Source organism: Blautia caccae, from assembly GCF_040095955.1.
GTDB lineage: Bacteria > Bacillota > Clostridia > Lachnospirales > Lachnospiraceae > Blautia > Blautia celeris.
In genome coordinates this window covers 219,886-243,111 of sequence record NZ_JBBMFP010000003.1, presented here as the reverse complement: position 1 = coordinate 243,111, position 23,226 = coordinate 219,886, and the positions used below count along the sequence as shown (strand labels likewise).

Below are 23,226 nucleotides of genomic sequence, written 5' to 3'. Positions count from 1 at the left end.
CTGTTTATTTACTTTCCATATATTCTTTTGTTACATTCCGCTTATGATCTTCTTCAGAATATGAAGCAGCTTCAGGGAAAATAATTGCGATATAAAAATATTCCTTGTCCTGTCTGACTTCACAGATCCCATTCATCTTTTCCATCATATTCTTAACACTCGGTATCCCTACGTGGGTGCTTTCCACTGTTTCCTCCAACTGTTTTACCGCATTTCTGAAAGAGAATCCGATTTTGTTCCCATTGCAGACAGAGCATATCTCAACTGCTTTTTGGGGATCGGCATATTTTATAATATTTGATGATATATTATCCATGATACGCCATATATAATCCGTACAAATCCTAAGTTTCTTATCTACCCACTCCATACTGAACTCTATAGTAAATCCCTTCTGTCGAAGATAGCTGCAGGTTTCCGAGAACAAGTCATAAAACAGGACTTCATAATATTCCGGTTCCTCCAACACCATTTCCGTTGTTCCGGTTACCAGCGTATATTCATATAGATGTTCTGTAAGCTGTTTCATTCTATGTGCTTTCTTGTCTATCTTCTCAATATATTCTTTTAAATGCACTTCATCTTTATATTTTCCTGTCTTTATAATTTCAGTATATAACATAATAGAGGTGACCGGTGTCCTGATGTCATGAGACATCTCCGTAATCACCTTTTGATTTTCCCGCACGATATCCGCTTCCCGTTTAATCAGGCTGCGAAAAGATAAACGCATATTGTCCAGGCCCTCCGCCAGCGCAGTAAGCTCGTCTTTTCCTTTTACCGTAATCTTATAGTCCAGGCTCCCGCCTTCCAGTAGTTCAATCTCTTCACTTAACTTTAAAATATAATTCATTTTCCTGCGGATTCCCAAAAGAACCAATATTAAAAACAAGATAAAGGAAAACATGATCTCTATGATTAATGCATAATTGTAAAACTGATATGCATATAACCCCCAAATGTATGCCTGTGCTTCCCCATCAACAAATTTTACCGAATAATAGTTCTCCCATTCATAATCACCGGCGGCAATTTCCTCTTCCCATAATTCCTGCTGAGGATACTCTGAATCAAATACCTGAATACCGTCCTTATAAATCCTTATGGTAAGGATTCTCTGCTTTTTCACCCATGAATCCAGTGACTCCGCATCTCTTGATGTAAGCTGATTCCGTTCAATATACTGCTGTAGTTTTCTGATATAGTTTTCATCCTGCTGTCTTTCATATCCGGTATGATCATAATAGCAATTAATCACATATTCCATCGAATAATTCATCACCCAAAAAACAAGTCCTGCCGCGATTGCTGAAAAAACCAAAAGCCGCAGAAGCTGGAAATAGATAGAATTTTTTTTATTCACTGCCTGCGTCAAACTTATACCCCTTTCCCCATTCAGTACGTATATATCTTGGATTTTTAGGATCCGGCTCTATCTTTACTCTTAGATTCCGAATATGTACCATGATGGTACTGTTACAAGAATAAAAATATGGTTCCTGCCACACACTTTCATAAAGATTCTGCGCCGAGAATATCTTCCCCGGATACTGCATCATCAGCAGCAGGATGTGATACTCAATATCTGTTATCTCCTTTTCTTCTCCCTTTACATAAACCTCATTAAATGATTGATGTATCCGTATACCGCCCATTTCCAGATAGGTTTCGGCATCACCTCCCGCGTTCTTTCCCATGTACACCTTATATCTGCGCAGTAGAGCTTTTATCCTTCCCAGGAGCTCTGCGTAGGAAAAGGGTTTAGGCAGATAATCATCCCCACCCGCCATCAGCCCGATCAGCTTATCAGATTCCTGAACCTTTGCTGTCAAAAAAAGAATCGGAACATTGGAAACCTTTCGTATTTCTCTGCATGTATATATTCCTGACATTCCCGGCATCATGACATCCAAAATGACCAAATCTGTCTTGTCATTTAAGATCTCCAGCCCCTGTCTTCCGCTCGCCGCCTCCTTCACTTCATAGTTCTCACTTTCCAAAAGAATACGTACTCCTTCACGAATATCGGCCTCATCTTCTACAATTAAAACCTGCTCCCTGTCCATACTTTGCTCCTTTCCAACTGCGGATACCCATTTTTAATGAGAATTTATTCTTTTATTTTATACTTCCATTCCCAATCCCATCAGCAATACAATAAATTCAATCAATCCTGCAGTAACAAGCCCTATTTTACCAAAAAGATATGGTTTTTTAATCTTTATCGGAAGCACAAATGCAGCTGCCATCAGCATCGAAATTGTTATGACCATTCCTCCTGCAGCCGGTCCCCTGCCATTCTCCATGGCATAAAAAGCCGGCAGGATCAATGCAGAGGAGGTCACAGGAAGTCCCAGATACCACTGACGTTTTTCGGTTTCTCCCTGCTGCCTTTCTTCCTCCAGGACATTAAAATAAGCCAGCCGTATCAATGCACATAACAAATAAAGGCACCCTGCCAACAGGCCGGAATACCTCTTCCCGCTGATGTTATACGTAAATAATGCAGGAAGCACCCCAAAACAGATCAGGTCGCTCAAGGAATCAATCTGAATTCCGAACCTTTTCTCTCTGACACTCCTTTGCTTTGTAGCTGCCACTGTACCGTCAAACATGTCGCATACCCCCGCGGTCATAAGACAGAGGACTGCCTGCCTGTATGCCCCTTCCATCGTATACGTAATACCTACAAATCCTATCAGCATTCCCAGATAGGTCAACACGACTGTATAATTATAATAGCCGCATAACCGTTTCTTTTCCTCCATTTTTCCACCTCTTTCATTCCTTATGATACAACCGTTGAGAATATCAGACTATATGCCAGGATACACCACGGCTTGCCAAATATGATAATCGCAGTAAATTTGCGGGCAGTCATTCTTGTTATACCGGTAAAATAACAAAAAAAATCATCTGGAAATAATGGCAGTACCATACCGAGAAACAGCACAATTGTATAGAATCTGCTCTCCGCTGCCCAAGTGGCCCATTTTTCATATCGTTTTCCGGGAAACATCCGGGAAACCAAATCTTTGCCATATTTTCTGGCCAGCCAGAAAGCGATGACAGAACCTGCGGATATTCCGATATAGTTACACCAGAACCCTCCCATCCATCCAAAAAGAACTGCGCCTACAATACACCCCAAGAATCCGGGCAATACTGGCAGCACCACCTGTACCGCCTGAATCCCGGTCAATATAACGGGACCCAGAAGCCCAAAACCTGCAATATACCGCTGCAGCGTTTCTACAGAATGAAACCTGCCGTCCAGATAAGCTTTAAAAAGGGCAGCACAGAAAGCCAGACACATCAGGAGCAGAAAAGCGGTTATCCATTTCTTCTTACCGCTTGAATCATCTATATTCATTTTTGTGCATCACCTCCATTTTGGATATTTCTTTCTTAATGTATTAAGGATGAAATGGGCTGTACACTCCTGTACAGCCCATCATGTTTCCTTTTAATTATTACTTTTGTCCTTTACAAAATCATTTTTATTTGCTATGTTCGATTTTTTCGTATCGCTATTCTTTTTATCCTTATCTTGTTTTGACTGTGTTTTTTTCTTTGTTTCAGTATCTTTCTCCCTGTCCTTCTGTACACCGGTACTGTTTTTTTTCTGTGGTGTTTTCTTGTTATCCTGTTCCTTTTCGTCAGCAGACGAATTGGACCTGTTCTTTGTCTCCGGCTGGGCGGACTCGTTCTTTACTCCCGGCTGAGGGGGTGCTGCATTTTTATCCTTTCCCCCGCAGGCTACCATACCAAGTGCCATGATACATACTACACTGAGTACAAGTCCTCTCTTTAAGATTCCATTCCTTGCTTTTTTGCTGTCATTCATTTGTTTTGCTCCTTTCGCATTGGATTTTATGATATGTAACTGTGTTTCGTTACTATCTTAAGTATCATCAAAAAATCTTAACCATTCCTAAAAAACTTCTTAATAAATCTAAAGTTACATTTATCATTGAATATGGTTTTTATGATTTGAAACTGTTCTCCGATTTTTCATAGATAATTTCTTCAGTCTTCGCAAATCATATAGAATTAATGATTGGATACTCAATCGCTGGATGTTACGCATCCAGAAATTATAACGCTGGGTTTCGCAGTAACTGCGAAGATACAGCAGCATTTCATACAGGATCATCTTTTCACGGTCCCCGGATGTAAGGATGAGCGGTCGTTTGCTCACCTCATTGTAGCCAGCTATAAAATCCGTCTCTTTTTCCACATCATCGTATATAAACAAAGCAGATACAAAAGCAGCCAATGGATCACCAAAAAAGCTTCGTTCAAAATCAATGATCGCGGAAATGGAAGACGTCCGCTTTTGACTCAGAAACACGTTTCCTGCCCACATATCGAAATTCACTAACACGGGAGTTTTTACCGTATCTAACAATTCCCTTCTGGAATATATTGCTGACCTTATTTCCTTGTAAGGCAGTTTTCCCCCCTGCTTACTGATCTCGTACAAAACATCATCTACCATAAAGGTAAAAGCCTTGCCCCATGTAGAGAAGCGTCCTGCAAAAGCATGGTTTATATCTCCGAACCAATCATATTCCACACTATGTATTCTCGCTGTGTAACGTCCAAGTGCCCTCATAAGTTCCGGATTTTTCCCGGGCCAGAGTTCATACCAGGACTTTCCTTTTATCCGTTCCATAATAAAATAATCACAGGGAATAACTTTCCTGGAAAAGTCGTAGACATATATCTTTGGAATCGGGATTTTCACATGTTTCAATAATTGATAGGCATAGATCTCAGCACGCAAAATATCCTTCTCATGATTCGGAACCCCAACAGATTCTATGGGGCTTGTTTTTAAGACCACTCCTTTTTCAAGGCCGCCGGTTCCTTCGATCTGATAAAGGGTATTAAATGTACCGCCTTTTAATGTCCTGACTGAAGTGATCTCCGCACCGGGAAAATGCTTATTGACCAGTCTGCGAATCTGCTCTCTTGTGAATACGTTCTTCGTCACAGTCTTCACTAATCTTCAACCTCCAACTTATTTTATCCCTTTTAAACCCATGCATGATCGGCTTAATCCTGATACAGATGCTGCACCCTCTCTTCTTTATTTGATCCTCAGTTTTATCGGCACTGTAAAATATCTTTTTTCATATTTCCTGCCGATTATATCTAATATTACAAGTGCAGCAATTACTACAGCACCCAACTTTAACAAACTGTACTTTTTCTTATTGTCAACAAACTTCATAACAACACCTCCGCTGCTTTGCATAGTCACTTGCTGCATCCATAGGATTTCAAACTTTAAACGTTACCTCCATCCTCATTCGCTTCTCTTTAACCCGGAGTGATAGGAATAATATTCCTGACCTGCCTTCGACTGTCCGGCTGCTTCTGCTGTGGCATTTACCCAGTCAAGATCTTCGGACTCCACTGTGTCTGAAACCAACTCTTTAAAAAATGAATAGGCGGCAAATCCAAGAGCGGTGATCCCTGCTCCGATCAATAACATTTTGGTACTCTTTTTCATGATAAACATCCTTTCTGCTATTACATATAATGGTATTTCTTTCTTTCCCTGATCAAAAAGAAAAGTGAGATTACAAACGCAAAAATTTCCGCTGTGACATCCGCCCACCATATGCCGTCCAGACCAAGTAAAACAGGCAGAAACAATACCGCGGCAAGCTTGAAGATAAATGTCCGCAGGAAAGAAATCGCTGCCGACACACCACCGTTGTTGAGGGCAGTAAAGAAGGAAGACGCAAAAATATTAAATCCCACGATCAGAAATGATATGGTGGAAATCCGAAGGGCATGAACCGTCATCTTAAAGAGTGTCATATCGTATCCCACAAAGATATCGGAAAGCGGAAGGGCAAAAATCTGCGCCGCCACGACCATACCTCCCCCAATCGCCCCCATCAGGATGATGCTTTTTCGGAACAGATTCTTTAGTTCTGCATGGTTATCAGCGCCATAGTGATAGCTGATGACCGGCGCGCATCCCATAGAATATCCAATAAAGACAGCGGCAAAAATAAATTGAACATACATGAGAACACCGTAAGCGGCGACGCCATTTTCTCCGGCATATTTCAGCAGCTGAAAATTATAGAAGATACCCACGACGGATGAAGTAACACTCGATACCATTTCGGATGCGCCGTTCGCACAGGCTTTGACGATAGGAACTGCCTCCAACTTGGTTCTTGTCAGGCGGAGAAGGCTGGTATTGGGCCGCAGGAAATAAATGAGTGGGATCAGGCCCCCCACACATTGACTCAGCCCTGTGGCAATAGCCGCACCTGCTACTCCCCATTTGAAACCAACGATAAACAGGGCATCCAATGCCATATTAGTCACACCTGCCGCTACGGTCGCCGCCAGACCGAGATTTGGTTTCTCCGCCGTGATCAGAAATCCCTGAAGCGCGTTCTGGAGCATAAAGGAAATGCTGAAGCCCATCATGATCCTGCCGTAGAGTACACAATTGGGAAGCATACCTCCGTCTGCCCCTAACCAGACTGCTACCGGACGCATGACTGCGATTCCGATTATGGAGAGAACAGCGCCTGAGATGACTGTTATCCAGACCATCATGGTAAAATAACGGTTTGCTTTTTCCCGTTTTTGTTCTCCCAGTGTTTTGGCAACCAGAGCGCTTCCGCCTGTCCCCAGCATAAAACCGACACCACCAAAGATCATATCAACCGGCATGATCAGATTTATAGCGGCAAAAGCAGTCTTTCCGACAAAATTGGATACAAACAGACCGTCCACCACACCGTAAATAGAGGTAAATACCATCATAATGATAGATGGAAATACAAATTTTAATAATTTTTTATAATCAAAATGATCAGATAATTGAATCGCCATGATCTTTCCTTTCAAACCAGATTTTTACAAAAGCCGCCAGGTGCGGCACAATTTGGGGGATATCAAGACCAGTGGTATTGACACAGAGATGATAAGCTCTCTTATCCCCCCACGGGTACCCGGAAACAAGGTCATAGCTTGCCGCCCGGGCTTTATCTATCTGCCTGATCCTGCGTTCAAGTTCGCGCTCAGACAGTGTTTTGCCCGGAGATGCCCGATTCCGGCAGCGTTCCTTTTTTGCAGCCATATCCGCATATACAAAAATGTTGTATGGCCCCATATCATGAAGTACAGCGTCTGCGCCTCTGCCTACGATCACGCAGTCTTCCCTTTTTGCAAGGGTACGGATAATTTTGTGCTGTTCTACCAGCATATCCACTACCTGATTCATGGCATAAAACGGTGTGCTGAAACTACACCGAAAGGTATACGGAAAGTTCACAGTAAAATCTCTTTCCAGATGGTTTTCGATATACTGTTCATCCAGCTTAAGGTTTTCCGCAATTTTGCTGATGATCTCTTTGTCATAATAAGCGACACCGAGAACATCTGCCAGACGTTTTCCCAGTTCCCTGCCGCCGCTTCCAAACTCACGGCTCACTGTTATTGTTTTCATATTATTTCCTCCTGTGTTCAGTTTATTTAATAAAAGCAATCATCCCTTTTTCATTTAACCGGTATAAAAATGCAAAAAACAGCGGTACACCAAGCATACCTAAAAATCCGAAATATTTTAAACCGAGCAGCATACCTGCAAAGGTAACCATAGGATGCAGACCCATCTGTTTTCCCACAAGTTTTGGCTCTATGGTATTTCTTACGATAGCTATAACGAGATAGAGTAGAAGGATACCTGTTCCGATTCCATAATCCCCCATGACCAATGAAAGAACTCCCCACGGCAGCAGTACAGTCCCTGTTCCTAAAACCGGTAAAATATCCACAACGGCAACCAGTGCGGCAAGCAGAATGGCATGTGGGATTCTCAGAAACGTAAATCCCAACGCAAGCTCCAGAAAAGTGATGCCAAAGATTGCTATATAAGAGACCAGGCATTTTAAAATCGTTCCGCCAAAAAAAGAACGTGCCTCTTTGAAAACCTGACGTTTGCTGTCCGGAATCTGGCGTATGATAAATGTTTTTATCCTTTCAAAATCAATCGTAAGGAAAACAGTGGCAATGATCGTTATGATCGTCTTTAAAAATAAGGATGGGATTACAGATGCAGCTCCCGTAATCATTTTAAAAAGAAAACCCGATGCAGCCGTGATCCCTTTTCCCATTGACTGCATAAGGACAGAAAAAATCTCTCCTGCATCCGGACCAGGCACTGCCAGCAGTCCATCCAGTTTATCTGCTGCGGCCTCTAAAAACGGAAAAACGACTTCCGTAAACAGCGATGGCAGAGCGTCTGCAGTTTCTTTCATTCCCTCCACAATTTTACCTCCTGCGGCTCCAAACAAAATCCCTATGATTATGAAAAACAGTACCACAACAGGAATGCAGATAAAGGGTCTTTTCAGATGCGTTTTTTCTGACAGCATACAGATCGGGCGGTTTAAAATACAAGCTATGATTCCCGCGATCAAAAACGGAGATAAAACGGGTAATGCATATTTTATGATACCGTATGTAATTATGGCTATGATTGCCCAATAAACGAATTTCGTTATGAACCCCCGCTGTTGTTCCGTCTGCTGACGGTCATTCCTCTGTTCTTTCAATAAGCACGCTCCTTTCCGTCCATAAAACTCCATTCGCAAAATCTTTTTTCCATTTTATTGTCATCATATGTCTCATCAATAACCCGCTCCACACGGTTTTTTGGCGTTATCCCTTCATGGCGGTCTCTCCAGCGGACCAGGCACATGGCTGTCAGGGAAAGATTAACAGCCATAAATACACTCATGAAGATACAGGCCGCTTTCCAAAATTTCGCCTGCATCCTATCAAACATCTTATCGATCACCGGCACTAACCATCGTGAGAAAACAATTCCCAGTGCCCCCCACAAAACAGTCATTTTAAGACTTACCCGGCCTTCGATATTCAGAAAATGCCTGCTGTAATCCCAGGCTTTCATATGGAGCCAATATTCCAGAACCCAGCTGCAGGCATACTCAAACACAGCGGCAATCAGGGAAAATACCAGAAACTGCGTTATCCGGCTTTTATTTTTTAACCGGACAGATCCCAGATAAAGCCCGACTGCTCCAAAACCATAGATAATACAAAACGGTCCCCACATGGAAACCACATGGGTCTCCCAATGTCCCGCCCGGATCAGACACCAGATACCTTCCAGAATCACGCCTAAGACACTGCCGATCATAAACAGCCAAAACATATTCTCATAAGCAATAGGTTTTGTCATGGTATTCTGCTTCATAAAAACGCCTCCTTTCCTGTTTTTTGTACCCTCTGTCCGCCTGACGGGCAGCCATCATGCTCGGATATATTTTCCGCATATGCGCATCATCACCTATCCAAAGCTCCTAAACGGATTGTGCGGCAAACTGACTTTGATACAGTTCAGCGTAAAAGCCATTGCGGGCGAGCAGCTCCTCATGGGTGCCCTGCTCGATGATCGTTCCTTCCCGCATCACTAAAATAAGGTCCGCATCCCGGATAGTGGACAAGCGGTGTGCAATGACAAAGCTGGTCCGCCCTTTCATCAGATGATTCATGGCTTTCTGGATCTCAACCTCTGTCCGTGTATCCACGCTGGATGTTGCTTCATCCAAAATTAAAATGGCCGGGTTGGCAAGAATCACCCTTGCAATTGTCATCAGCTGTTTCTGGCCCACAGAGATGCCCGTCAGTTCATCATCTAAAATGGTCTGATAACCCTGGGGCAGAGTACGGATAAAATGATCGATTCTGGCCGCCTTCGCAGCCCCTATGATTTCTTCCATCGAAGCATCCTCATATCCATAGGCTATATTCTCGGCGATCGTGCCATTAAACAGCCAGGTATCCTGCAATACCATTCCAAGAATAGAACGCAGCTCTTTTCGGTTCATGTCCCTGATGTTGACACCATCAATGGTGATCCTGCCGCCCTGCAATTCATAGAACCGCATCAGCAGATTGACAAGCGTTGTTTTTCCAGCTCCCGTCGGTCCCACAACAGCGATCTGACTGCCTGCCTGTATCCGGAAATCAATATTTTTCATCAGGATTTTGTCATCGCTGTATCCAAACCGTACCTGCTCAAAAGAAACATTTCCCCGAGGGGTCGGAAGCAAGACCTCGTTGGTTGCATCCGGTAATTCCTCCAGCTCGTCTTCGATCTGATAAACCCGCTCTACGGAAGCGATTGCTGCCTGCAGGCTGTTGAGTGTATAGGACATCTCCGTGACCGGTTCGGATATCTGGTTTATATATTGGAAAATAGCCTGTACTTCACCAATAGAGATTGTGCCGCTGATCACGGACATGGCTCCGCGGACAGCTATGACCACATAACCAATCTGTCCCAACAGGCGGATCAGAGGGTTGATGGCATAGGTAATAAATTGCGCGTTCAAAGAAGTCTTCCTCAATTTTTCATTCAGCTCATCATTGTTCTTTATCATCTCTTCCTGCAGATTAAATGCCTTGATCAGGCTGTTGCCTGTAAAAGATTCCTCGATATTGGCATTCAATTCCCCAAGTGCAGACTGATTTTTTGCGTAATAGCGGTTTGTCTTCATGGAGATCAAAACGGCAGCCGTCATGCTCACAATTATGGTGAGTAATGCAACCAGTGTTAAAGAAGGACTGATCGAAAGCATCATTACGAATGCGCCGGTGATCGTGATCACCGCAGAGATAAACTGTGTCAGCCCTTCCTGCAGTGTATCCGCCACTTTTTCAAGGTCACTGGTCACACGGCTCAGAATATCGCCTTTTTTGTGCGTGTCATAATACCGAAGCGGAAGCCGGTTCAGTTTCCCGCTTATGGATTCCCGCAGAGAGAGTGTCAGTTTTTGCGATACGCCGGCTAAGATATACTGTGGAATGTAGTTAAAAAGCGCCCCAAGCAGATACAATACCAGGATGGCGAACATAATGTTGCCCATGGATATAAGGTTTACTGTAAATATCCCGCCAATGGCCCTTGCATTCTGCACTCCGTCAAAAATCCGGTTAATCGCCCGGCCAATCAGTGTCGGTGTTAAAATCGTACACACAGCGGAAACAGCCAGACAGATAAATGTGAAAATAATCTTTCCCTTCTGCTTCATCAAATCCTTGAAGAAACGTTTTAATGTACCCTTGATATTTTGCGCACGGTCTGCTGTCATTCCTTCTCCCAGGGAATCGGTATTGTTCTGTACGTCCATAGCTCCTTTTTCTTCTATCATGCCAATTCCTCCTCACTCATCTGTGACCTGGCTATCTGCTGATAAACCGGGCAGTTCTCAAGTAATTCTTTATGTGTACCCTTGCCGACGATCTTTCCTTCATCCAACACAATGATCTGATCGGCATCCAGGATCGTACTGATCCGCTGGGCCACAATGATGACCGCACTTTCTGATACATCCTGTTTCAGTGCCTTACGCAGACGGGCATCCGTTTTAAAATCCAACGCTGAAAAACTGTCATCAAAAATAAAAATCTCCGGTTTCCTTATGAGTGCTCTTGCAATAGAAAGCCGCTGCTTCTGCCCTCCGGAAAAGTTACTCCCAGCCTGAGAGACCGGAGATTCCAACCCTTTTTCCAGATTTGTGATAAAGTCGTCGATCTGAGCGGTCTTCACAGCATGGTACATTTCCTTTTCTGTTGCGTCTTTTTTTCCATGACGCAGATTATCCGCGATCGTCCCGCTGAAAAGAAAGGCTTTCTGCGGCACGTAACCGATTTTGTCACGCAGCCCCTCCTGCGGATATTCACGCACATCTTTTCCGTCGATCAAAATATTCCCGTTCTCAATATCATAAAACCGCATCAGAAGGCAGGCGATCGTAGATTTTCCCGAACCGGTACTGCCTATAACTGCTGTTGTCTTTCCTTTTTCTACAGTGAAGTTTATATCCTGCAGTACCACTTCCTCTGCTCCCGCGTAACGGAATGTCACATTTCTGAATTCCACAGCCGCGTCTGCTTCTCCCTCGCTAATCTGCACAATACTTGCTGCCGGCTCCGGTCTGTTTTCCAATACCTCAGTGATACGGTTCGCACAGATCTGGGCGCGGGGAATGAAGATAAATACGGCAACTCCCATCAGCAGATACATAAGTGTCAGCATAGCATATTCAATGATCGCCATAATATCTCCGATCTCCATACCGCCTCTCGCCACCTGACTGCCGCCGACCCAGATGATCACCAGTGTACAGACATTCATAAGCACCATGACGAATGGTATCATGACTGCAAATATCTTATTTGCTTTAATAGCTGTTGCGGCATACTCCTGGAAAGTTTTATCCGTGCGCATTTTTTCATATCCGGTGCGGTTAAAAGCACGAATCACCCTGACCCCGATAATACTTTCTCTGACAGTCCGGTTGATCTTATCCAGCAGGACCTGCAGACTGTCAAATATAGGGATGACTTTTTTACCCATCATGACAACAAAAACAATGATCGCTATCATAAAGCCAAGAATCGTGAATGCCAGCAGCCTGTTTTTTGAAAATGCCAGGATCAATCCGGCAATCGTCATAAATGGGGCAGGAAGCAGCATTTCAACAATAATGGAGAAGGCCACCTGTATCTGTGTCACATCATTGGTGCTCCGTGTGATCAAGGATGCCGCGCCGAACCTGTTAAAGTCATTGATAGAAAACTCCTGTGCTCTCCGGAATAAGGCCCCACGGATATCACATCCCATGCCGGTGGATATATATGTGGATGTATATGTCCCGAGAACGGAAAATACCGCAGTGACCACAGCGGTCAGCAGCATAAACCCGCCTGTTTTCCACACATGATCCAGATCCCCTGTCACAATGCCGTTATTTACAATATCTGCGGTGAGTGTCGGGATATATAGGGTTCCCATGACCTGTATAAACAGCAATCCTATCATAAGCAGGAGTTTATTTTTATACGGCCTCAAAAAATATAATAGTTTCTTCATTGTAACCTCCTGTTCGTCAATAGAAAGCACGCCCCAGCGAATTTTCTATTGTCATAAATAAAAAGGAGCCGATAACCACGAATAAAAATCGTAGTTATCGGCTCTGCGTCTTCGCGTCTGGCTCTTTGATAATAGACATTTTAAATTGCTTCACGGTAATCAGGGCTTCCTGCTTACACTTCGGACAAAATAAAGGAAAATTCTGCAGCACTGTATTTTCCTGTATCTTTAATCTTGTTTTACTTTTACAAAAGGGGCATAGAAGCCACTGCTCTCTCATTCCGATCCCCCTTTTCCGCATTCCAACAGATGCCCCAGCTCCTCCTTGAGGAATAGGTGATGCTTTTCAGAAAGGGCAACTGCCGTATCCCGTTCTGTCTCTGACAACCTTGAAAATGCTTTCTGCTCAGCAATAAACAACGGCAGGATCATTTCCCTGCAAAATTCACTTCCCTTTTCTGTTAAATGTATAGATTTGCTGTTACGCGCTTTCTGTATCGGGGCAAGCTGTACATAGCCGGCTTTTACAAGGACATTGATCGCTGAGTTGATTGTCTGTTTCGGAATGCACCACAACTCTGCAAGACTGTTTTGTGTATAAATCTCATCTGATTCGCAAAGGCTGTACAAAACCCAAAATGCTGTATCAGAAACCCCCAAGCGGACAGCAAAGCGATGGTATAATTCTCCCTGCTTTCTGTCAAGCTGATTTAAAGCTGCCAATTGTTCTTTCGCATTGTTTTTCATTTTTTCCTCCTTTACAGCTCAAAATCCCGTTTCGGATTTTAATAATCATAAGTCCGAAACGGGATTTTGTCAATAGGTTTCATAAAAGCTTTAGAATATTTATAATATTTTTTATTTGTATCTGCATAGATGCGGCTCTGGAGGTTCATCCCCTCCCCGCCGCATGATACTTCTGCAGCTTACTCTGTGGCTTCTCCGGCAGAGTCATGACCAGCTTCCCGCTTCTCAAAAGCGGATTCACATATTTTTTCATGGCATAATACAAAGTTTTCACGCCCATAAACTCTGCGATCTCTGTCTTTGACCTTGGCTGTGCGCAGAATTTCAGTAAATCCTGTACGCTTTTCTCCCCCGGCATCTCTTCCGTATCCGGGCCGTTCACAGCATACAATGCACTTTCCATGACTACCGAAGGTTTTGATGACACACTGCGGTAGCTGACAGTACCGTTATAGAGGGTCACAACAAATTCATTGCGCCGGTTCTCAAAGACCGGGTCAGGCAGACCGGCATCTGCCATTTCCTTGCGGATCGTGGGGATACCGGAATAACGGTTCTCCGCTCCGGTCAGGCTCTCCGCCATGACTGCCAGGGCCGGATTGCGCAGGTCAGGCCGGGCCACGCCAAGCTGCTCTACTGTCATCCTGCCGTACAGGTTTCCCGGGCTATGGATCTCCAGGCGGTCTTTAAAAAAGTCGATCTGCACTGGAGTCCCCTCTGTATGCTCACTGTAATCTCTGTGGATCAGGGCATTTAAAACAGCTTCCCTGACTGCGTTCAGAGGATATTCGGCCTTATCCCTCCGCCTGCCGGTATCCGGGTCAATGATGGTCTTTACTTTCATGTTGCGCTTACAGAAACCCACAGCCTCCTCCACCATCTCGGAGATTGTTCCGCAGATTCTCCTGTTGTCCATGAAGCGCTCCAGGTCTTCACCCACGTCCCCAATCTCATAGCCCGGTACCACGACCGCGGTTATGCTGTACTGAGGAAATATACCCTGGGGATAGATGCAAAAATTCATAATCCCGGCCAGAGTGGGAATGCCTCCTCTGGTCACATTGAGCATCTCCAGCATCTGTGGCTCCTGAAGGAGAGAAAACTGCGGACGCTCTGCCTTCTTATCGTTCAAAAAACGTTCCAGCCTTGTCTGTTCCAGCATGGAAACCGGGATTCTCTCCACAGTACGCTCATCATCATGCACGTGCTTACGGTATGCCTCATAGCTGTAGATCTCATAGTCCGTCATGGGAAGGTCCGCATCTCCAACCCGTATATATGCGCCTTTTACTTTACCGGCGCCCTTATAGTAACAGGGACGTTCTGCAAGGTCAATGGCAGGAATCTCTGCGGAACATATGTTTACACCTTCGTATTCCGCAAATGTAAATACAGCCCGGACCGGCGGCTCCATCTGATTGCACTGCTCTGTCACCTTCTTCTGCAGATCATGCAGATCATATACGCCCACCGCCCGGAATGCCGCTCTCTCATCAAGACCGAAAATCAGGATACCTCCGCTGTCCTGATTGGAAAAGCCGGATAATGTATCATAAAGCCTTTTCGGACAGCCGTCTTTTGCAGCTTTCACTTCCAGAAACTGCGCCTCTGCCCTCTGTGCCCGGACTTTTGCAGCCAGTTCCCTTAACTCTTCCGGTAACATCAAATCCCCCTCTTTCGCAATACAGAACATTTGTTCTTATTTTATGGATTTATAATACCATATTACGGATGATTTATCAAGTTTATTTTGAAAGTTTTGTTTGTATTTTCAATATTTGTTCGTATATTTACCCCATTATTTTGTAATTTTACTTTTCTATTTCAATGATCCATCTGTAAACACCTGATGATTTTTCCGGAATCACGTCTGTGCCGGCACACTTTGCATAAAAAGGTACTGCCATTTCTGTGTACAAATTACAGGCCGCCGGAATCTCTCCCGGCGGCCTGTATCTCTTACCTGTTTCATTATTTCATAAAATACACATGATACTTTTCATGGTCTATCTCAGCCAAAGGAACAAACCTGCGCTGTCCCTCGGTAAACTCCAGACACTTTCCATTCTCCGTCCTTCTCATTTTCTGCAGATCCGGCAGCGGTCGGAACGCCTCTTCCTCTGAAACCTCTGCCAGTATATACGGTCCGTATGCCAGACTTCTAAACTTCCGGTTGTCCGGGGATACGATTTCTCTCATGGTATAGATTTCACGGACTATGACGGTCGTTTCCTGATTCCAGTTTCTTCTGATATGGATATAGCCGTCCGCTGCCGCCTCCCTGTAGATTTCTTCCCCTATCCGGATCTCAAAACCATCTGTCCACCCGGGCACACGAAATGCTGCCTCTTTATCCCCATATATCCTGACTGTAAAGCGGATAACCCCGCAGGTTTCTTCTGTCTGTTCTATATGGATTTTATCTGTTTTCAAAACAGACGGGATATAGAGATTGATATACACAGACTCCTGACTATCCATATAAATATCTTCCATATACCGGAATCTGCTCTCCAGCCCTGTTCCGTGGCAGCAGGTATTTTCCTCTGTGCTAAACTCCTTCTGTCCGCCCGGACGAAGGGGCATGAAATAGGTTGTTCCTCCGTCGTATGCATGGCTCATGGATGAAAGAACATGATTGCAGAGAGTATTCTCATAGTAATCCATCCTGCTGCCCGCAGGCTTCATACGAAACAGCCCGGAGGTCAGTCTCAGCATATTGTAGCTGGCACAGCTCTCCGCTGACTTGTCTGTGAGATAGTCTGTGAGATGACCGGCCATATGGAACATCTCTGTCTCACCGGTCCCGCCGATGGTGTAGACATGGCCTTTTGTAACCATATCCCAGAAGTTCCGGGCAATGTCCAGATACCGCGTCTCACCCTTAGCCTTATACATTTCCAGCGCGCCGATGATCTGGGGAATATGCTGGTTGGCATGCATATCCTTCAGCGTATCCACATTTTCCGCCATGGGATAGAACAATTTCTCATTGCGGAAATATTCCGCTGCCCTGTAATAACGTTCCTTCCCGGCTTTCTCATACAGTTTTACCAGGATTCCGATCATTCCTCCGAATTCACCTGCAATGTACATGGACCACATCCTGTCACGCTGTTCCTTTGTCAGAACAGAAAGCCTTTCGTACACCCAGTCCCCCATACGCTGCAGAAGCTCCAGCGCCTGATGATTTTCTCCAAGGGTACAGCAGTCGTACAAACCCGACATGATCTTATCCAAAGTATAGTACGGCGCCCAGATGGTGGGATATGTGGTGTATTCCTCCAGAAGGTCGAACTGCTCCTCCCCGTACGCGCTGAGGAAACCTTTATGCCATCCCTTTTCTTCCAGCGCCTTCTGACAGTGGAACAGGCCGGATACCATGTAATCCATTTTCTTTTTCAGCACTTCATCCCCGGAAGCACTATAGGAAAGGGCGAGGGCGGATAAATAATGTCCTGTGGTATGCCCTTTCAGATTACACTCCGGTGCGTCCCAGCCGGTCATGGGCTGGGCGCCCTTTGTATCCAGTCCGGCTGCCGCACGGAAATTATACAGCATCTGGTCATCGTCTGTTTTCTTCAGGAATTCTGCCATCTTCTCCTGGGCTTCATAAAACATACTTCCCGGCTTTAAGGTTACACTTCCTGCCGGAAAAGAAACCAGAACCTCTTTATCCCGGACTTTATTTTCCATACTTTTCTTCTTCTCATAGTGGATTTCCGCCAGCGCTTTTTTCTCCGTATCTTCCGCTGCGCCGCATACGCACAGGATTCCTTCTTCCTTTTTGGGTTCGTACGCATCCCACATAACAGGAAGTGTGACGGCATCCCCGTTTTCCTCCAGTACAATGACAACGGGAGGCAGCTCTGCCCTTTTTCCCGGCTCTGCATGGACAATCACTTTTTTTATCTCTTTGACCCGGACTTTTCTGGGTTCCTCCAGAACAGTGGCTTCAAAAACCCGGCTTGCTCTGCTTCCCAGGTATTTTGCTTCTACCTGCAGGGTCACTTTTCTGTTGCCGACGCCAAAGGTGGGCCTTGTCACTTTTCCGTCATGGCTGATAAAGAGAATCTCCTTTGACTCCCATTGAAAAGAAGAGCCGTTTCTCCCCTTTAAAGGCAGTTTCAGATCCGCGTCCACGGTATTCAGATTCCCTATGTAAATCTCTTCCAAATCTTTTTTTACAATTTCTGTCTCTGTCATATTTCCTCCTGAAATTTATACCTCTGCCGGTGTGAACACTTTTGCCTTCACCCAGTCTCTGCCTTCTACAATTTTAGCCACCAGCATGGCAAGGGCTGGATCCCCTGATACACTTACCATGGTACAGAACGGGTCTGTCAGGGTCCCCATGATGACAATAACGGGAATGACCGTTGTGGGGAATCCAAATGCTGTACATATGAACATTTCACCGATGAAACCGCCGCTCGGTATGGTTCCCACAATGATGCCGCTGATAACTGCCACCAGAACTGCTTTCACCATCTCCTGCGGTCCCATTTCCATATGGAAGACACCCAGAAGAAACGCTATTTTTACTATCTGTACTGCAATGACACCGTTTTTGTGCATGCTTGCCCCAAGGGGGATGACAAGGCTGCTGACCTCATCCGGGATTCCCATTTTCTTAGATGCCAACAGATTCAGAGGAATACAGGCTGTACTGCTGCAGGAACCGGCTGCGGTTGCGGCAGGAAGCCAGATTTCTTTCCAGTATCTGCAGAGGCCTTCTTTCCCGCCTCCCAGAAACGGCATAATGATTCCAAATGCCACAAAAAACAAAATACAGAATCCCACATAGATCACTGACATTCTCGCCACGGAACCGATGATCTGACTGCCTGTCTTCCCGATCAGTGTAGCAAAATAACAGGCAATGCCCACCGGAGCATAGAACATTACAATAGAAACCATCTTACCAAGGGCTTCGCTTAACGCCTCAAACAATGTGACCACCGGTTTCCCCTTCTCCCCAATACAGGCAACGGAAATACCGAAGAGAATGGCAAATACAATCAGTGCCATCATGTTGTTGATAGACAGCAGATCCACAAAATCAGAGGTAGTGAAGAGATTTACCAGATTCAGCGAAGTGTTTCCCGCATCCACAGCCTCATCAAAGACCACACTCACACCCTTGGCAGGGTCAAAGATCTGAACCGCGATAATGCCAAGGGCTGAAGTGATGATTCCCCCTCCCACTACCACTGCAAAGAAAACTCCCAGGACTTTTCCCAGCTTTTTCAGATTCCCCATGTTTGCAATAGAATTTGCGATTGAGACAAATACTACCGGTACGATAAGGCAGAATACCATATTCAGAAAAATATCTGCCAGCGGCTGCAGAACGCCTGCCTTCTCACCAAGAAACACGCCCAGCAGCGCTCCCACTACCACACCCATCAATAAAATGATGGAAAACTTGTAGTTCTTTAAAATTGTTTTCCATTTTGCCTGTGACTTCTCCATAATAAATTGACCTCCTGAAATATTATCTTTTTTGTTTTCCGTCTTGGCTTTTGCTGATGGACTTATTATAATATGACATTTTCGACAGGAAAATGGCAGAACATGACCTTTTATATAACAATACAAACCTAATTTATATAACAAAATTGATTATTTCTTGTTTTTCTCTGGAACAAATGATAAAATCATACAATAAATATTGTCATACGGGCGAAGAAACCCTTATTTTAACGAAAGGTCATGAACACTATGTATATCCACTTTACCTGTCCGCCTCTGCCGCATCTGATCGTGGGCGGAATGTCCATTTACCGCAAGGGGGACCGCCATGAACGGCGAATGATCCACAATACCTTTGATTTGATCTATGTAAGAGAAGGTGTTCTATATATGGAAGAAAAGGGGAAGCAGTTTACCGTGCAGGAAGGAGAATTCCTGATTCTGGTACCGGAACGAACCCATATGGGATACCGTCACTGCACGGAAGATACTGTTTTTTCCTGGGTGCATTTCTATACAGAGGGAGCTTTTTCCTACTCAGATGCCCCGGCTGTCAATCTAAGTGACAAAATGAACAAAAATAAATATTACCAGAAAGAGCAGTTCCACGTCTCTCTCCCGCAGTTTGGATTGATTCCGGAGGGATACAGAGAAAAGCTTCTGGGATATCTGGACCAGATTTCCCTTGTAAAAATTGACAGATACAATCAGCAGAAATTATTTTTTGACTCTGTATCATCCCAGATTGAATACCAGATTCTCTTTATGAATATACTGGCACTCATCTGCAGCTGCAATGACCAGCCAAGAGAGAAAACACTGGCAGAAGAGATTTATGAGTATCTGTGTGCCAATTACCGGCAGCCCTTCAGTCTGACGGAACTGTCACGGCAGTTTTCTTTCCATCCGGCATACATCACGCGCTGCATAAAGAAAAAATACCAGCTGACTCCGCTTCAGCTTCTCACAAGGATCCGCATTGAGGAGGCCCAGAAGCTGCTTGGCACTACACAGCTCCATGTAAATATCATTGGCGAAAATGTGGGCTATTCAGACCCTGCTTATTTTTCCAAACAATTTAAGAAGGTGACAGGCATGACAGCCCTTGAATACCGTTTGAATCACGAACGCCATGTTTAATAGAATCTGTAAATCAATAGAAAGAAGCACATTATGGACAATACGCAAAAACCAAAAGTAGAATTCAGATATTACGACACTCTGCCTCAGCTTCCCATATATTTTCTGACCGGGAACAACTGGCTGAACTGCGTCGGGACACGGACCGCATGCCTTCATTTTCATAATCTGATGGAAATCGGCTACTGTTATAACGGGAACGGAAATCTGCTGCTGGGCGATCAGGCCCTTAAAATCGAATCCCATATGATTTCCGTAATCCCTCCCAATTATCCCCATTCCACAGACAGCATTCCCGGCAGTATCATCACCTGGGAATACCTCTTCATAGACATAGACAAATGTCTGGAACCCGTCTATGGAAATGATAAATCCAGACTGAATTATATGAAAAAACTGATCACACAGAAGGCGCATTTTATCCATGCAAAAGAATATCCGGAAATTGCCGCTGCCTTTCGTATCATTCTCCACGAAATGCTGGTGCAGAAGGAATACAATACATATATCGTAAAAGGCATGGTATTTTCCCTGCTCATGAGGATTGCCCGGCTGACATCTTCTGAGATGGATGACGCGCTTTTATCCCGCAGTAAGCCTTTGGATGTGGAGAATGTAAGCCAGATCAAACCGGCACTTGATTACATCCGCAGCCATTATCAGTCGCCAATCAGGATTCAGGACCTGGCTGATGCCTGCAGCATCAGTGAGACGTATTTCAGAAAAATTTTCAAGGCATTTATGAATACCTCTGCTCTTGACTATATCAATAAGATAAGAATCCTGAATGCCGCTGACTCCATGCGCAGCACAGACTGCTCCATTCATGAGATCATCTCAAAATCCGGCTTCACATCGGAATCTACATTCAACAGGAATTTCAAGAAATATATGGGGGACTCTCCAAAACAATGGAGGGAAAAATACGCGGGGCAGGAACGGCAATTGAAAGATTTCGATATATATCTTGAAAACGGCTGGTAAACTTCCGGTATAATATTGAAAAATACCGGTATATCATTTTATCGGCAGTGATGATACAGCAGATGTTTTCTGAATATTTATTTAATACAAATAAAGCAGTCAATCCTTTTCTTTTGTGATACAATAAAAGTATGAACAATTATTGTGCTATACAAAGGAGGATTGTATATGAGCACTACAGAACAGTACCAGCAAAGAATGAAACGAATCGACGAGGCACTTGCGGTAAAGGAACCTGACCGTGTACCTGTAATACCCTTTGTCCAGACCTATTCCGTTACTCATTCCGGCCACACCATGGCGGAGGCCATGTATGATTCGGCGGTCATGCAGAACGCACTCCGCCAATATCTGAAGGATTACGAACCGGATGCCAACTATGGCTACTCCCCGTTTTTCTGCGGACTCGGGCGCTGCTTTGAGCTGACAGGAATCACGTTCCTGCAGTGGGCCGGACAGCAGGGCGGCGTCTGTACCGAAAATTCCATCCATCAATTTGTGGAGAAGGCGTATCTGGGCGATGATGAATATTCAGAGCTTCTGACAGACCTGACCGGCTGGATCATGAAGAAATACCTTCCCAGGAATTTCAAACTGCTGGAGCCTATGGCAAAGATGTCCTTCGGCGGAATGCTGGGATACGGCGCTCTCCCCGGAATGATGCAGTTTGCAGACCCGGAAATTGCTGAGATGTTCATAAAACTGGGGGACGCCGCCAAAATGATTTCCCGGTATTACGGGGAAGCCCATAACTTTGACGCGGAAATGATGGAGGCCGGCTATCCCCTCTTTTTCAAAGCCACCACTACCTGTGCCTTTGACATGTTAAGCGACTGTCTCAGAGGTACGCTGGATACCATGGCCGATCTGTACGAACAGCCGGAGAATGTCCATAAAGCCATTGACTTCTTCTACCCCGGCACCTTATATGGAGCGCTTTCCCAGGCCGAAACTTCCAAGGGAAAAGTGGTCTTCATTCCTCTGCACAAAGGGCTTGACGGTTTTATGGGAAATGAGCAGTACAGAGAATTTTACTGGCCGACTTTAAAGGCTCTGGTAAATGATCTGGCTGCTGCCGGACAGATTCCCTACGTCTACACAGAAGGGAAATATGATTCCCGGCTTGAATTCTTGTCAGAGCTTCCCCCCGGAAAGTGCCTTGTGCACTTTGAAAACTGTGATATGAAGGAGGCAAAACGGATCGTCGGAAAGAACTGCTGTATCTCCGGCGGATTTGACGGAAGAATCCTGGAGACAGGAACACCGGAACAGGTGACAGACGCGGTCAAACGCCTTCTGGATGTCTGTGCTCCGGACGGCGGATATATCTTTGATGTGAATACGACCATTGATTATGGGGTGAAGCATGAGAATGTGCTTGCTATGTTTGATGCGGTTAAGACTTATGGAAAATATTGACATATAAAGTATCCAAAGAGAGGTATGGCGCCTTGCCGCCATACCTCTCTACACTTCCATGTTTCCCTGCATCATATTCTATATTTCCCAAGCATCTGATTCACACATTCCTGGATTTCTTCTGCAAGCTCTCTGCATTTATTCCTGCTCATTCCTGCTTTCGTCCCTACCTTTATCAATTCTTTCATACCCGGATCTGATCCATTTCCATCAACAGTTGTTGTATGTTCCCCATAATAGGTACTGCTGTAAGTCAGATTATATGCAGGGCTAAGACACCATTTTTCCTTATTCTCATCGTACAAATATGTGAAATTCTTAGAATGGTCATCCCGGTTATGAGCAAATACATTAAAGCACATTCTGCGATACATATTCTCTATATCTTCCGGGCTGTCTCTGGTAATTATTTTTGTCAGTTTCATCAGACTGTGATAGTCCAGGCTGGGCTGCGTAAAATCCGATTCTAAAAGTGCTGCCGCAGTACACATATGCACTCTGGACGCTCCGCGGTC

Annotated in this window: 23 protein-coding genes; 3 read left to right on the top strand and 20 right to left on the bottom strand. The window is 44.7% G+C overall.

Annotated elements, in window-relative coordinates; genetic code table 11:
- Nucleotides 1-4: 4 nt before the first annotated feature.
- From WMO65_RS04630 to WMO65_RS04540, 19 genes are all read right to left on the bottom strand, one after another.
- Nucleotides 5-1,375 carry a sensor histidine kinase gene (locus tag WMO65_RS04630; protein ID WP_148392598.1) on the bottom strand — a complete coding sequence of 457 codons (1,371 nt, stop codon included), beginning with the start codon at nucleotides 1,373-1,375 and terminating at the stop codon, nucleotides 5-7.
- On the bottom strand, nucleotides 1,356-2,066 hold the full coding sequence (locus WMO65_RS04625; RefSeq protein WP_054352159.1) for a response regulator transcription factor: 711 nt from the start codon (nucleotides 2,064-2,066) through the stop codon (nucleotides 1,356-1,358). The genes WMO65_RS04630 and WMO65_RS04625 overlap by 20 nt, the downstream gene beginning before the upstream one ends.
- A 57-nt stretch (nucleotides 2,067-2,123) precedes the next feature.
- Nucleotides 2,124-2,768 (bottom strand): CDP-alcohol phosphatidyltransferase family protein, encoded by a 645-nt coding sequence (locus WMO65_RS04620; protein ID WP_103731795.1) that lies wholly within the window; start codon nucleotides 2,766-2,768, stop codon nucleotides 2,124-2,126.
- 20 nt (nucleotides 2,769-2,788) lie between these two features.
- Entirely contained in the window at nucleotides 2,789-3,373 is a 585-nt protein-coding gene (locus WMO65_RS04615) for a TVP38/TMEM64 family protein (RefSeq protein WP_033139370.1), read from the bottom strand.
- A gap of 93 nt (nucleotides 3,374-3,466) precedes the next feature.
- The gene (locus WMO65_RS04610; RefSeq protein WP_148392599.1) at nucleotides 3,467-3,847 is read right to left on the bottom strand and encodes a hypothetical protein; all 381 of its coding nucleotides are present in this window, start codon (nucleotides 3,845-3,847) and stop codon (nucleotides 3,467-3,469) included.
- Between the two features lie 123 nt (nucleotides 3,848-3,970).
- On the bottom strand, nucleotides 3,971-5,008 hold the full coding sequence (locus WMO65_RS04605; protein WP_052098861.1) for a phosphotransferase family protein: 1,038 nt from the start codon (nucleotides 5,006-5,008) through the stop codon (nucleotides 3,971-3,973).
- Nucleotides 5,009-5,095: 87 nt separating this feature from the next.
- Nucleotides 5,096-5,239 (bottom strand): hypothetical protein, encoded by a 144-nt coding sequence (locus WMO65_RS04600; protein ID WP_156120799.1) that lies wholly within the window; start codon nucleotides 5,237-5,239, stop codon nucleotides 5,096-5,098.
- A 75-nt stretch (nucleotides 5,240-5,314) separates the two neighbouring features.
- Complete coding sequence (locus tag WMO65_RS04595; RefSeq protein WP_146051685.1) at nucleotides 5,315-5,521, bottom strand: hypothetical protein; 207 nt, start codon at nucleotides 5,519-5,521, stop codon at nucleotides 5,315-5,317.
- Between the two features lie 20 nt (nucleotides 5,522-5,541).
- A complete protein-coding gene (locus tag WMO65_RS04590) occupies nucleotides 5,542-6,873 on the bottom strand; it encodes an MATE family efflux transporter (RefSeq protein WP_033139367.1) in 1,332 nt (443 codons plus the stop codon).
- Nucleotides 6,854-7,489: a cytidylate kinase-like family protein gene (locus tag WMO65_RS04585; protein ID WP_148392600.1), complete on the bottom strand. Its 636-nt coding sequence runs from the start codon at nucleotides 7,487-7,489 to the stop codon at nucleotides 6,854-6,856. The genes WMO65_RS04590 and WMO65_RS04585 overlap by 20 nt, the downstream gene beginning before the upstream one ends.
- 22 nt (nucleotides 7,490-7,511) lie before the next feature.
- The gene (gene ytvI / locus WMO65_RS04580) at nucleotides 7,512-8,597 is read right to left on the bottom strand and encodes a sporulation integral membrane protein YtvI (RefSeq protein WP_158587217.1); all 1,086 of its coding nucleotides are present in this window, start codon (nucleotides 8,595-8,597) and stop codon (nucleotides 7,512-7,514) included.
- Nucleotides 8,594-9,262: a putative ABC transporter permease gene (locus WMO65_RS04575; protein WP_052098859.1), complete on the bottom strand. Its 669-nt coding sequence runs from the start codon at nucleotides 9,260-9,262 to the stop codon at nucleotides 8,594-8,596. Before WMO65_RS04575 ends, ytvI begins: the two co-directional genes overlap by 4 nt.
- A 106-nt stretch (nucleotides 9,263-9,368) precedes the next feature.
- Nucleotides 9,369-11,222, bottom strand: coding sequence for an ABC transporter ATP-binding protein (locus WMO65_RS04570; protein WP_148392601.1), 1,854 nt, complete (start codon nucleotides 11,220-11,222; stop codon nucleotides 9,369-9,371).
- On the bottom strand, nucleotides 11,219-12,946 hold the full coding sequence (locus WMO65_RS04565; RefSeq protein ID WP_148392602.1) for an ABC transporter ATP-binding protein: 1,728 nt from the start codon (nucleotides 12,944-12,946) through the stop codon (nucleotides 11,219-11,221). Before WMO65_RS04565 ends, WMO65_RS04570 begins: the two co-directional genes overlap by 4 nt.
- 94 nt (nucleotides 12,947-13,040) lie before the next feature.
- Nucleotides 13,041-13,226, bottom strand: coding sequence for a cysteine-rich KTR domain-containing protein (locus WMO65_RS04560; RefSeq protein ID WP_033139363.1), 186 nt, complete (start codon nucleotides 13,224-13,226; stop codon nucleotides 13,041-13,043).
- On the bottom strand, nucleotides 13,223-13,693 hold the full coding sequence (locus WMO65_RS04555; RefSeq protein WP_148392603.1) for a MarR family winged helix-turn-helix transcriptional regulator: 471 nt from the start codon (nucleotides 13,691-13,693) through the stop codon (nucleotides 13,223-13,225). Before WMO65_RS04555 ends, WMO65_RS04560 begins: the two co-directional genes overlap by 4 nt.
- Nucleotides 13,694-13,838: 145 nt before the next feature.
- Complete coding sequence (locus WMO65_RS04550; protein ID WP_148392604.1) at nucleotides 13,839-15,356, bottom strand: ATP-binding protein; 1,518 nt, start codon at nucleotides 15,354-15,356, stop codon at nucleotides 13,839-13,841.
- Between the two features lie 308 nt (nucleotides 15,357-15,664).
- The gene (locus WMO65_RS04545) at nucleotides 15,665-17,899 is read right to left on the bottom strand and encodes a beta-L-arabinofuranosidase domain-containing protein (protein WP_103732394.1); all 2,235 of its coding nucleotides are present in this window, start codon (nucleotides 17,897-17,899) and stop codon (nucleotides 15,665-15,667) included.
- Nucleotides 17,900-17,914: 15 nt separating this feature from the next.
- Complete coding sequence (locus WMO65_RS04540) at nucleotides 17,915-19,168, bottom strand: dicarboxylate/amino acid:cation symporter (protein ID WP_033139359.1); 1,254 nt, start codon at nucleotides 19,166-19,168, stop codon at nucleotides 17,915-17,917.
- Nucleotides 19,169-19,408: 240 nt separating this feature from the next.
- On the opposite strand from WMO65_RS04540, the gene WMO65_RS04535 reads away from it, so the two are divergent.
- The 3 genes from WMO65_RS04535 to WMO65_RS04525 all read left to right on the top strand — a co-directional run bounded on the left by WMO65_RS04535 (nucleotide 19,409) and on the right by WMO65_RS04525 (nucleotide 22,711).
- The gene (locus WMO65_RS04535) at nucleotides 19,409-20,308 is read left to right on the top strand and encodes an AraC family transcriptional regulator (protein ID WP_227210401.1); all 900 of its coding nucleotides are present in this window, start codon (nucleotides 19,409-19,411) and stop codon (nucleotides 20,306-20,308) included.
- 33 nt (nucleotides 20,309-20,341) lie between these two features.
- The gene (locus WMO65_RS04530; RefSeq protein ID WP_033139357.1) at nucleotides 20,342-21,292 is read left to right on the top strand and encodes an AraC family transcriptional regulator; all 951 of its coding nucleotides are present in this window, start codon (nucleotides 20,342-20,344) and stop codon (nucleotides 21,290-21,292) included.
- A gap of 168 nt (nucleotides 21,293-21,460) precedes the next feature.
- Nucleotides 21,461-22,711 carry a uroporphyrinogen decarboxylase family protein gene (locus tag WMO65_RS04525; protein WP_052098856.1) on the top strand — a complete coding sequence of 417 codons (1,251 nt, stop codon included), beginning with the start codon at nucleotides 21,461-21,463 and terminating at the stop codon, nucleotides 22,709-22,711.
- A gap of 71 nt (nucleotides 22,712-22,782) precedes the next feature.
- On the opposite strand, the gene WMO65_RS04520 is transcribed toward WMO65_RS04525, so the two are convergent.
- A complete protein-coding gene (locus tag WMO65_RS04520) occupies nucleotides 22,783-23,202 on the bottom strand; it encodes a HipA domain-containing protein (RefSeq protein WP_148392667.1) in 420 nt (139 codons plus the stop codon).
- Nucleotides 23,203-23,226: the final 24 nt, after the last annotated feature.

Coding starts and splice junctions, on each gene's coding strand:
- WMO65_RS04570 (WP_148392601.1), bottom strand. CDS start 11,222: ATGATAGAAGAAAAAGGAGCTATGGACGTACAGAACAATACCGATTCC.
- WMO65_RS04560 (WP_033139363.1), bottom strand. CDS start 13,226: ATGAGAGAGCAGTGGCTTCTATGCCCCTTTTGTAAAAGTAAAACAAGA.
- WMO65_RS04550 (WP_148392604.1), bottom strand. CDS start 15,356: ATGTTACCGGAAGAGTTAAGGGAACTGGCTGCAAAAGTCCGGGCACAG.
- WMO65_RS04540 (WP_033139359.1), bottom strand. CDS start 19,168: ATGGAGAAGTCACAGGCAAAATGGAAAACAATTTTAAAGAACTACAAG.
- WMO65_RS04555 (WP_148392603.1), bottom strand. CDS start 13,693: ATGAAAAACAATGCGAAAGAACAATTGGCAGCTTTAAATCAGCTTGAC.
- WMO65_RS04520 (WP_148392667.1), bottom strand. CDS start 23,202: ATGTGTACTGCGGCAGCACTTTTAGAATCGGATTTTACGCAGCCCAGC.
- WMO65_RS04535 (WP_227210401.1), top strand. CDS start 19,409: ATGAACACTATGTATATCCACTTTACCTGTCCGCCTCTGCCGCATCTG.
- WMO65_RS04565 (WP_148392602.1), bottom strand. CDS start 12,946: ATGAAGAAACTATTATATTTTTTGAGGCCGTATAAAAATAAACTCCTG.
- WMO65_RS04625 (WP_054352159.1), bottom strand. CDS start 2,066: ATGGACAGGGAGCAGGTTTTAATTGTAGAAGATGAGGCCGATATTCGT.
- WMO65_RS04545 (WP_103732394.1), bottom strand. CDS start 17,899: ATGACAGAGACAGAAATTGTAAAAAAAGATTTGGAAGAGATTTACATA.
- WMO65_RS04575 (WP_052098859.1), bottom strand. CDS start 9,262: ATGAAGCAGAATACCATGACAAAACCTATTGCTTATGAGAATATGTTT.
- WMO65_RS04595 (WP_146051685.1), bottom strand. CDS start 5,521: ATGAAAAAGAGTACCAAAATGTTATTGATCGGAGCAGGGATCACCGCT.
- WMO65_RS04610 (WP_148392599.1), bottom strand. CDS start 3,847: ATGAATGACAGCAAAAAAGCAAGGAATGGAATCTTAAAGAGAGGACTT.
- WMO65_RS04530 (WP_033139357.1), top strand. CDS start 20,342: ATGGACAATACGCAAAAACCAAAAGTAGAATTCAGATATTACGACACT.
- WMO65_RS04620 (WP_103731795.1), bottom strand. CDS start 2,768: ATGGAGGAAAAGAAACGGTTATGCGGCTATTATAATTATACAGTCGTG.
- WMO65_RS04590 (WP_033139367.1), bottom strand. CDS start 6,873: ATGGCGATTCAATTATCTGATCATTTTGATTATAAAAAATTATTAAAA.
- WMO65_RS04525 (WP_052098856.1), top strand. CDS start 21,461: ATGAGCACTACAGAACAGTACCAGCAAAGAATGAAACGAATCGACGAG.
- WMO65_RS04615 (WP_033139370.1), bottom strand. CDS start 3,373: ATGAATATAGATGATTCAAGCGGTAAGAAGAAATGGATAACCGCTTTT.
- WMO65_RS04600 (WP_156120799.1), bottom strand. CDS start 5,239: ATGAAGTTTGTTGACAATAAGAAAAAGTACAGTTTGTTAAAGTTGGGT.
- WMO65_RS04585 (WP_148392600.1), bottom strand. CDS start 7,489: ATGAAAACAATAACAGTGAGCCGTGAGTTTGGAAGCGGCGGCAGGGAA.